This is a genomic window from Roseibium sp. RKSG952 (genome assembly GCF_009711355.1).
Window position 1 is genome coordinate 1 of sequence record NZ_SMMF01000789.1, and the last position, 9,440, is coordinate 9,440.

The 9,440-nt window shown below is 58.9% G+C and carries 12 protein-coding genes; 10 read left to right on the plus strand and 2 right to left on the minus strand.

The genetic code is table 11. From position 1 onward, the window contains the following. Nucleotides 1-728: 728 nt before the first annotated feature. The 8 genes from E1297_RS06850 (at nucleotide 729) to E1297_RS06885 (ending at nucleotide 6,616) form a co-directional block, all read left to right on the plus strand. Nucleotides 729-1,286, plus strand: a complete 558-nt coding sequence (locus tag E1297_RS06850; protein WP_196223228.1) for a DotD/TraH family lipoprotein — start codon at nucleotides 729-731, stop codon at nucleotides 1,284-1,286. An 18-nt stretch (nucleotides 1,287-1,304) separates the two neighbouring features. Further along, a complete protein-coding gene (locus E1297_RS06855; RefSeq protein WP_155135604.1) occupies nucleotides 1,305-2,381 on the plus strand; it encodes a type IV secretory system conjugative DNA transfer family protein in 1,077 nt (358 codons plus the stop codon). Between the two features lie 94 nt (nucleotides 2,382-2,475). Then, a complete protein-coding gene (locus E1297_RS06860; protein WP_209015679.1) occupies nucleotides 2,476-3,690 on the plus strand; it encodes a type IV pilus twitching motility protein PilT in 1,215 nt (404 codons plus the stop codon). A gap of 2 nt (nucleotides 3,691-3,692) precedes the next feature. Next, complete coding sequence (gene icmT / locus E1297_RS06865; RefSeq protein WP_155135607.1) at nucleotides 3,693-4,040, plus strand: IcmT/TraK family protein; 348 nt, start codon at nucleotides 3,693-3,695, stop codon at nucleotides 4,038-4,040. 32 nt (nucleotides 4,041-4,072) lie between these two features. Beyond that, nucleotides 4,073-5,095 (plus strand): ParM/StbA family protein, encoded by a 1,023-nt coding sequence (gene parM / locus E1297_RS06870; protein WP_155135610.1) that lies wholly within the window; start codon nucleotides 4,073-4,075, stop codon nucleotides 5,093-5,095. 57 nt (nucleotides 5,096-5,152) lie between these two features. Then, complete coding sequence (locus E1297_RS06875) at nucleotides 5,153-5,659, plus strand: hypothetical protein (protein ID WP_155135613.1); 507 nt, start codon at nucleotides 5,153-5,155, stop codon at nucleotides 5,657-5,659. A gap of 15 nt (nucleotides 5,660-5,674) precedes the next feature. After that, a complete protein-coding gene (locus tag E1297_RS06880) occupies nucleotides 5,675-6,115 on the plus strand; it encodes a hypothetical protein (RefSeq protein WP_155135616.1) in 441 nt (146 codons plus the stop codon). 42 nt (nucleotides 6,116-6,157) lie between these two features. Then, a complete protein-coding gene (locus E1297_RS06885) occupies nucleotides 6,158-6,616 on the plus strand; it encodes a hypothetical protein (protein WP_155135619.1) in 459 nt (152 codons plus the stop codon). Between the two features lie 124 nt (nucleotides 6,617-6,740). Here the strand turns inward: E1297_RS06885 and E1297_RS49085 are convergent, their stop codons facing one another. Both E1297_RS49085 and E1297_RS06895 read right to left on the minus strand, forming a co-directional pair. Beyond that, on the minus strand, nucleotides 6,741-7,340 hold the full coding sequence (locus tag E1297_RS49085) for a hypothetical protein (RefSeq protein ID WP_196223229.1): 600 nt from the start codon (nucleotides 7,338-7,340) through the stop codon (nucleotides 6,741-6,743). Next, a complete protein-coding gene (locus tag E1297_RS06895) occupies nucleotides 7,291-7,719 on the minus strand; it encodes a hypothetical protein (protein ID WP_155135622.1) in 429 nt (142 codons plus the stop codon). Before E1297_RS06895 ends, E1297_RS49085 begins: the two co-directional genes overlap by 50 nt. Before the next feature lie 280 nt (nucleotides 7,720-7,999). Here E1297_RS06895 and E1297_RS06900 point away from each other — a divergent pair, with 280 nt between their 5' ends. Next, on the plus strand, nucleotides 8,000-8,137 hold the full coding sequence (locus tag E1297_RS06900) for a hypothetical protein (protein ID WP_155135625.1): 138 nt from the start codon (nucleotides 8,000-8,002) through the stop codon (nucleotides 8,135-8,137). A gap of 12 nt (nucleotides 8,138-8,149) precedes the next feature. Then, a complete protein-coding gene (locus E1297_RS06905; RefSeq protein ID WP_155135628.1) occupies nucleotides 8,150-9,313 on the plus strand; it encodes a hypothetical protein in 1,164 nt (387 codons plus the stop codon). Nucleotides 9,314-9,440: the final 127 nt, after the last annotated feature.

A 9,440-nucleotide genomic window follows, 5' to 3' on the forward strand; every position in this document is an offset into this window, starting at 1 on the left:
CTGTGATCGGTCATGGACCCTCCGAGACCCCTGAAAGGGCCTTTCGAGCGCCGAATTGCCCGTCAGGGCGATTTCGGTGCATGTAACGTTGTCCCCCCATTACTACCTTTCAAAAAAACGCGATTCAAGAATTGTGAATCGCAAATATGGGATTCGTTCGACATCCGAAGGGATGAGTCCTATCCCAAGTCTGTTTTCATCGAAATTATCGATTCGATTTTCGAAAAATTCGATTCTCGCCCCGAAAGCCCTCAGTTTCTGCGATCAGCGGAACTCCGCCCGATCCACCTTCTCGACCGTCCGCCGGGGCGATACCGACATCGGGCCGACGGACCGGACCTGGATCGATGTCCGCGACCCCGAGTTCCCGATCGACCCGCTTTGGAATCCCTCAAGACTATTCCGATTCCGATTTCTCAGGTTGGTCGGGTCGTTGTTTCGACGATACGACCCCGTAAAACCTGGAATAGCGCTTCGAATTCCGAATCAAACATATCCAGTTTCGAATCGATAATTTTCGTCTCTGAATCGGAATAATAGGACAAAGAATCGAAAGAACGTAATTTGTTTCAATTCGCCGGCGGGTCACAATGGATTACGGCCAAATTCCGCCAGATTTAAAATCATAAGGATTCGGGTTGCGGAGAATGGATTCCAGTATGAACATATCTTCAAGACCAGTTGCGGGGGACTTGTGTTCAGTTCCCGGAAATTCAGGAGAATTGAAAATGAAGTCTTCGATTGCGTTGCGAGGCGTTGTTGCGGTCGCCGTCGCCGGAATTCTGGGCGCTTGCACGCAAACCACGGCCCCAAGCGCCCCGGCGCAGGATTTGAGGCTCCGCTCGGATGTCTCAAACATGCTCGGGGAGGCGGCCGCTGATGCCGCGAAGGCGCAGGAAACCTTGGCTCGCGTCCAAATCTCCCGCACCAAGCCCGCGCCGCTCCCGCTTGACGAATCCTCGCTTCCCGCCGAACTGAAACGCCCCGCAACCATCGACTGGTCCGGTCCGGCGCACGAGGCGACGCAAAAGATCGCGATGATGATCGGCTACGACTTCCATATCGTCGGAAATCCGCCGTCCATCCCGCCGATGATCCACTTCAATCTGGTCGACGTGCCGGCCGCCAAAGCGCTGGAGCAGGTCGGACTTCAGGCGTACCCGTTCGGCGAGGTCGCCGTCGATCCGAACGTGAAACGCGTGGAATTCCGTTACATCCAGGCCCAGACGGGCCAGCAGCCGAAATCGGCGGCTGGCATTTCCCCCGCCTTCGGCGTGCACAAGTAAGTCCACGGAGCCTCGTTTATGCGAACCAAACTCATTTCAGCGGCGCTGCTGGCCTCCATGTTGGGCGGATGCAACCATTTCGGTCATCTCGAGGCTCCGATGCCGATCTCATCGCCCGCGAGCGATGCGCAGCTCCGTGCCGATGTCAACGCGGAGCGCGTTCCGGATCCGATTGCGGCAAAGACACCTCCGGCCGCCTCCCTGAACGAAATCCTCGCCAAGACAGGGCGCGTCCATAAACGCGAGAAGCCAAAGGACGCCGAAGACAAACTCCGCGCCCCGGCCATGCAGGAGGCCGCGATGGCCTTCGGCGCGCGGGCCGGGCTAGCTCATGCCACGCGGGAAATCAATCTGGAATTGTCTAGCGATTCCAAGAACCTAAACGAGGTCTACGACTTTCAGAGTCTGATGATAATCGGGCCTAACGGCGTCATGGTTCAGCCCCCGGTTATCTCCGAGGCGCGGGATACTTGGGAATCCTTCGATGCAGGGAAAACCCTGCGCGTCGCCGACACGGTCTACGAGATCATCGAGCAGGCCCGATTCACCTCGGTCGCGCCGATGTGGCAGACCTATCTAGTCACCGGCTACGACGAGCCAAAAACCCCGCCGACAGCCCTTCTTCCGTCCTCGGACGACGAGGTTTCCGCCTGGAACGAGTGGGTTCGCGAGGGCTGGGGCAGTGGTAAGGAGCAGGCCCGCAAGATCTTCGAGACCAATCTCAATCGCCTCAATCGCGATTTCGGCGGCATGGTTCGTTACAAGACCCTCGTCGAGGAAGGCCGCGTCTCGCCGGCGATCCTGGCCGAAGGCAATCTGGGGACCACTGGAACGGGGCAGGATCTGCGCGTGAACGATCGCGCCATCAGGATCACCCGCGATCCGTCGTTGGTCGCCAACCCGAATTCTTGGGAAGCGTCGCCGACGCGGGTGGACGAACGGGGCACGGTTCGGGGCGTTTCGGAAACCGAAAGGGCTGTTCCGGTTCCCGCGAAACCCAGGACGCCGCCGGAAACCATCCCCAAAAAGCCGTCACGTCCCGCGCCCGTCAGAAATGTTGACGCAGTCACGTCTGGTGGGGACGGACGCTTCTGATTGGAAGCACCCAGAATCGTTGGCCCGGATACGTGAATCGTAAATATCGAACTCCGAATCATTCGCTCGAAATTGTGAATCGAAAGCTTCGAAAATGGAAACGATAACTTCGGCTCAGCCTGAAGAAATCATTGAAGACAAGAACCCGTTCGCGGGAACGCACGACGGCAGCGTTTTCAGCGCGATGGGTCACCTTGACTATACGAAGCTCGACGATCTACTGATTTGGGCGACGGAGAAGAAGGCTTCCGACATCACCATCCAGACGAACCTGGAGGTAATGGCGGATATCGGCGGCGGCATCCATCGCATCACGGACGTGAAGACCTCGAAGGCCGATGTCGATGGCATCGTTCGCTACATCTACGGCGAGAACGGCCCGGCTGAGATTCTCGGCGGCGGCGATCTCGACCCCTCCCACGAGATCAGGATCAAGGGGGTCGGGACGAAGCGCTACCGCGTGAACGTCACCGGAGGCCGGATTCCGGGCGGGGAGGGCGTACAGATTACGCTCCGCACGCTGCCGGAGAACCCAATCCACATCTCGAAGCTCGGCATCGAAGACGACATCATCAAAAACTTCCGCCCGGAGCAAGGACTCATTCTCGTCACCGGACCGACGGGATCTGGCAAGTCCACACTCCTGTCGAGCGGCCTGCGCATGCTCGTCGAAAAGCCGGATGGCAACGAGAAGATCCTCGAATACTCATCGCCGATCGAATACGTCTACGACGGCATCGACATGCCGTCCTCGCTGGTGTTCCAGACGCACGCAGGCGTTCATCTGCGGCCGCGGGGCGAGGAGAGCGAGGAATCTATCTTCGCGCTCTGCGTCAGGAACGCCCTTCGCCGCAAGCCGACGATCATCGTGATCGGCGAGGCGCGCGACAAGGCGACAATCGCAGCGACGACGGAAGCCGCCCTAACAGGCCACCTCGTCTTCTCCACGATGCATACCATCGGCGTCGGCCCGACCCTTCGCCGTGCGGTTATGCCGTTTCCGGAATCGACCCGCGCCGCCATGGCTATCGACATCATGGAATCATTGAGGATGATCGTGACGCAGCTGCTCATCCCGAAGAAGGGCGGCGGCAAGGTCGGTTGCCGTGAGTACATGGTCTTCGACGAGGGCACCCGCGAGTCCTTCCTGCGCGAGAGCATCGATACGTGGCCGAGGCACGCCCGCAAGCTGATTGCCTCCCAGGCGGCGGTCGGCAAGACGATGATCGACTCGTCGTTGGAGCTACTGAAGCAGGATCTCATCACCGAGGAGACCTTCGAGCGGGTCGCGGCGAAAGGGAAGGTGTAGCAATGGCTCATTGGCGGAACACTTATCGACCCGCGCGCTTCTTCTTTCTGGATATCCGCGCCGGGATCATCATTCTGGCCTCCCTGATCCACATCAGGCTCTGGACTATCACACTCGATGTCATCGTGGTCATCCTTGCTTGGTACATCGAGCGGATCGGGCTCGGTTTCGACGGTGCCCTGCGGGCGGTCAGGACCTGGTTCGTCGGAGAGGTCCGGCCCGCGCTGCCCGCACACAAAATTCGGCGGATCGTGGATTTCCAGCGGCAGCTGATGCCCTGGGACAAACCACGGGAGACCGGAGACCTGAAGCTCGAGAGAGTTAAACCCGATTCCCATGCTGGACGCTGAAACGAATCCTGATACCCGAAGGGCCTATAAAAATGTCTGATATCAAAACCCCTGATGCCCCGCTCCTCAAGGTCGCCATCGACGACGGCTACGCGCAGACGAAGCTCTACGGCATCGATGAGGACGGCAACGTCGTCACGCACGTCATGCGCTCCTCCGTTCGTCCGGGGCGCTACGGCCTAGGCGCGATCTCCGGCACGGGGAACGTTGGTCTGTACGAGACCGACGACGGCTCGTTCACGGTCTCCGATGAAATCGAGAGCGAGAACACCCAGTTCGACGGTTTTCACCTGTCCGCCATGAACCGCGTCCTAGTGAATCACGCGCTCGTGGTCGCCGGCTTCGGCGGCAAGGAGGTCGACATCATAACCGGTCTTCCGGTCGCCGATTTCTTCATCCGGGGACTAAAGGACGAGGAAAAGATCGAGAAGAAGAAGGCCAACCTCAAGAAGCCGGTCAAGCTGGATTCGGACGACGGCCTCGTCGCTGATATCAAAAACGTCGACATCGGGTGTCAAGCCGTTGCCGCCTGGGTCGACTTCGCGCTTAACGACGACCTGGAACTGCGTGACGGCGTCGACGGCGCTGTTGCCATCGTCGATATCGGCGGGCGGACCACCGACATCGCAACCGTCGTCAACGGCCAGTCGATCGACCACGCTCGCTCCGGTACCGCGAACATCGGTGTTTTGGATGTCTACAAGGGCGTTGAGAGCGCCATCGGCATCAAATACAAGATGCGCGACGAGTTCCCGATCGCGACGATCGACAAGGCCGTGCGAACCGGCAAGATCCACATCTGGGGCAAGGAGGAGGATGTCGCCGATCTCGTGAGCGATGTGATCAAGGAGTACGAGTCCAAGATCAGTCGCGAAGTCGAACGTCAGATCGCCTCCGGCGCAACGATGAACGCGGTGGTGTTCGTCGGCGGTGGCAGTGCTCTTTTCCACGACATCGCCGGCACGTTCCCGAACGGCCACCTTCCAGAGGATCCGGAATTCGCGAATGCGCGCGGACTGTTCAAGTACGCCGCATACAAGGCCGCCAACGCCTAAGTGAAACGGGCCGCCAGGCATCGGCGGTTCTCATGAATCGGAAATAGGCACCCTTAAATGTCGCGCAGTAAGGCTCTACAGATCTACATGAAGCCAGGAATTCCAGATGACGACCTCATGCTGGAGATCTGGGATGCTGCACGGCGGATGGACCGTCCGCAGGACGTGTTCCGCGCAATGCTCCGTCATGGCCTGAAGCGCATGCTCGAGACCGGCGAAATCTCCGAGGCGCTCATCCAGGAATGTAATCTGAAACTTCCGAAACGGATGACCGAGAAGGAACCTGTTTACCCGGCGGCTCCGGCCTACCCGTACCCGGGAGCGTTCCCTTCGCATTACGCGCCGTATCCGGCGCACGTTCCGATGCCGCCCCAAGCGCCCCTACAGCACGTTCCAGCGCCGTCGCAGAACCACGAGCGGCCTGCGCCGGAAAAGCCTCAGCGAACTCCAGAGAGCGCTCAGAGAGCTGCTCCGGCAAAACCTGCCATCGCCCCGATGACCAAGCCAGCGAACTCTTCACCCGGAAGCAGCAGAAAGAAGGGTGCCATCGGGGACTTAATGTAACAAGAGAGAAACGTCATGCATCCGTTTGAACAAAATTCGAAAAACGCCCTGGAGGCGGAGATCAGCAGGGCAGCCGCCCGACTAGGCATAGACAAGGCCCACGTCATTTGCATGCTTTCCCTTCAGCTTGAAGCTATCTCTCGAGGGATCGAGAACGGACGTCGAGACCATGGCGACGATCTCCGCAAGGCGAGGGCCGACGCTAACATAGCGGATAAGCTCTGCCTGAACGGCCTCACTAAGGATGAGGCCCAGAAGATCGTCGAGGCGACCGCCATAGCCATGACGGAGGCGAAGGGCGTGGACCCGAAGACCAGATACCAGATCAACGTCTTCACAGGAGAGGAAGCGTTTGACCACGAGGACGAATGCGGACTTCGCTACGAGTATGCGTGGCGCAGACAGGTTCCAGCCGCGAAGGCCGCTGTCAGGACGATCATCGGCCTGATCGGATAGTCTAGCGCGGCATCGTCCATTTTCTGAAGAGGCTCGTTCGAAATGCCCATCGACTATGGTCGCTATCCGGCCAACTGGAAGAGCGAGATCGTTCCGCGGATTCTCGCGAGGGCAGGGAATGCCTGCGAAAAGTGCGGTCTTCCCAACGGGGAGAGCGTCACCTCGGTCGCGTTGAGGCTATCGGAAGACGGGAAGACGAAGGTTCGGCGATTTTGGTTCAAGGAAGAAAGCGACCTGACGCGCATGGAGCCGCTCATCGTGCGGGGGTCCATAAAACGGGTGAGGGTAATTCTAACCGTCGCACATCTCGATCACGACGAGGAGAACGCAGGCATCGTGGACGAGCGGCTACGCGCTTGGTGCCAGCATTGCCATCTGACATACGATGCCGAGGAGAAGAGGAAACGTATGTCAGGACATCGAGAGCCACAACAAAGGTTTAGGAATGGGAAGAGCTTACTCAAGCATTCTTATTCATGTCGCGAAGAAAGCAAAAAATGATTGCCTGACAAACCTGCGCCGAATGTTGTGCGCTCGACAAACAGAGCTGCGAAAACCAAGCACTCTTTCACCGCAAACCCTGTGGGCATATAGGGACCAAGGACAAGCGTGCGGGGCGCTGTTGTCATGCCGGAAAATCCTTCCGGAACTGAGCCTTCAGTTCTTTTATGGTAGCTTTCGTTTCCGGTCCGTCGGGGTCCACACCGTCCTTTAACGCACGCAACATCACGCTGGCAATTGCGAGATCAAGGTCCATTCTAGCATCTTGGCGGGCATTGCATCGGATACGGCGAAACTTCAATTCTTCTTTTTCTCGGGCAGTCAGGAACTTGTAGGCTTTGCCATTTGCCAGAGCGTAAGCAACAACATCTTCGCCAGACTCGCGCTTCTGCTCTACGCGCTCCCGAAATCGCGCATCGTCGCGCGCCTTGCGCCCCTCCTTGTTCAAAGACACTACTTCGCCCCTTTCCCTGTATTTGCGCATTTCAACAACGATCTCGGCCAGTCGGATGTGGCCAACACCAAACTTTCCGACCGTCTCGACGGCCCCGGTGACCCATATCTGGTTGGCCGTACTGCTATCGCCACTTCGGTCCAACGCGCCGGAAATGCCCTGAGCGCTTTCACCATTCGTCTCGTTCCTGGGGGCTTCTTCGGCGAGGTGAACGCGCGCGTCAGTGAGCCAGATCCGCGAGGTAGTTGTCCTCGAGGGCCGCCCACTCATGAACGATGTCCATCTGGGCGCCAGTGAGTTTGCGCTCGTCGTCGTGATTGCTTGCGCGATTCAGAAACCCTTGGTCTGCGGCCGCCGCGAGGCTGGCGCGATAGCCGAACGCCACGACGAAGAAAGTGCCGCAATCCCGGTCGTAGGTGAGGGTCAACCCCTTCGCGCGGCGGGCCGGAAGCGGATAGCGCCCGGAGAAGCCCGTCCAATGGGCGCTGAGGCGCGCCAGATCCGTCGCCGCGACCGCGAGGAAGTGTTTCTGGTTCTTGGGAGCGGACATGACGTACGAGTCGCCGCGGCGTTCCAGACTGGCCGCGCCCGCGAGAACCGCGAAGCCGCCTTCGTCGAGACCATGGAATTGAGCTTGAGTGATCGACATGCGTTTCTCCCTTGTCGCCAAGACAATAACATTAAGCATCTTTTTGTCAACAATTAAGGGAAAGTAATGCGACCGTCGGCGACGATTTTTCATTCGAGGGGCGACTTCCGGTTCCTCAGCGTCCCCGGAGCGGTGAAAATTGTCATTGGGGCTATGCCGTCGCCGATAACCGGCGCAGAATATCCTAAGCCAAGGATTCAAGTCGGAGACAGGAAGCCCTATGCACGCCGCAACCACGAAGAAAACCGCCATCCCAGCCTCCCCGGTGGAGGTCTCTCTGATGATCGCCGTCCTCCTGATCAACGCGCTTGCTGAAGCCTTCCAGGATCTGGAAGTCGTCGTGAAACTGAAGGGGCTCGCCGTTGGCGGCGACGAAACGGTTCCGGCAAGGGTCGGTGGCCTCGCAGCGACCAATTAAGGAGTAGAGCACGTGGCATACGGAAATGACGGCAAAGACACCGGGGCCAACTCGGAAATGCTCTACGCCCTGATAGCTGCCCTGGTCATCGGCGGCGCATGGCTTCTCTGGACGTACGCCCGACCGGTCGTGGTCTACCCGGCGTTCGCGATGGACTGGATCTCGATCAAAGTGATCGAGCTGATCAAGGGTCTCGGATCCAGCGGCATCGAGACCCTTGAATACGTCGAAAGCGTATTCGACGGACGCAACCACGCTTCGACCGATGTTAACTGGACCACCTTCTCCGAGGTCCGCAGCCGAGTAGGAATGCAGACGCGGTTCGTCTTCGCGGCCGTTATCCTCGGTCTGTCAGCCCTCATCTTCATGAAGATGAAGGGCGACGGTTACAAGCGCACCTTCTCCCTCGCCGGAGGTAAGGGCAAGCCGCCGAGCTTCGCCAAGTATCAGGCCGGACAATGGAAGGTCGCCGCCGTTAGCGCCAACTTCGAGCCGGACGGTCGCGACAAATCCATCGAACCCGCGCTTACGCCTCTCGAATGGATGAAGGAGAACGGTGTTCGGTTCGAGGAGGGCGAATTAGACGAGGATGCTGCGCGGGAGGCCTTCGCCAAGCAGCTCGGCAAGCCGTGGCATAGTATGGAACGCGCAGATCTCCCGGTCCGCACCGTCCTGACGCTTTGCATTCTTCACCTGACCCGCAACAAGGCCGCTCTCAACGAACGCTCGGCAATTGCTCAGGCCTGGGCCAGCGGCGCGGACGGCACGAAGGCCTGTCAGGAACTGGTCGCCCGATACGAGAAGGACGAGAAACTCTCCCGCGTGATCAAGAAGCTGGCAGAGAAGCACGCCCACCAGAACACCGTCGTCATCTCAGTGCTAACGCAGTCCAGAAACGTCGCAGGCGTTCTGGCGAGCGCCGATTTCCTTTGGGTCAAGAAGGTGGATCGTTCGCTCTGGTACACGATCAACAACGTCGGACGTCGGCGCTATCACGTCGAGGGGGCCGGATCCATCTGCCACTATTTCGGCGAGCACATCGGCAAGCGTCCGATCCTGGAACCCTATCTGAACCAGGCCGTCGACGGTCTCGACGGATATCTCGACGAACAGGGCATCCTGAGTCTCACCGAGTTCTTCGACGACGAGGAAATGCGGGAAATGGCCGACTTCTGATCCAGAAGCGCGGCAAACCCCTCCCTGAAGGAAGGGGTTACGAGCGCACCTCGCGCAGCAAGGTATCAAGATTTGGCCCGTTGTTCTTCAACATAGCGCCTGACAGGCCTGCGCCGAATGTGGCATA